A 277-nucleotide genomic window follows, 5' to 3' on the forward strand; every position below is an offset into this window, starting at 1 on the left:
GGTGGATGCCCGTGATGTGTCAAGTGTGCAAGCCATACTCGGCGACATCGATCTACTGCTTCATATCGGGCTACCCGAAAACAATTTTGATGTAATGAAGGCTTGCTTGAATACAAAAACACATTATATTGACACCGCCTCATCCGGTCCACAATGGCTGCGGAAACAGCTGTCTTGGAATAATCAGTGCCGCGCAGCCGGCATCCTCGGGATCATGGGGCTTGGATGTGATCCAGGATTCTCCAATATTGCCGCCCGCTACGCTGTTGACCAGTTG

General features: G+C 50.9%; 1 protein-coding gene. It reads left to right on the forward strand.

From position 1 onward, the window contains the following. Position 1: 1 nt before the first annotated feature. On the forward strand, positions 2-277 hold a 276-nt coding region (locus tag SB775_RS29035; protein WP_410864670.1), incomplete at its 3' end, for a saccharopine dehydrogenase NADP-binding domain-containing protein.

This window comes from Peribacillus sp. SIMBA_075, assembly GCF_046534585.1.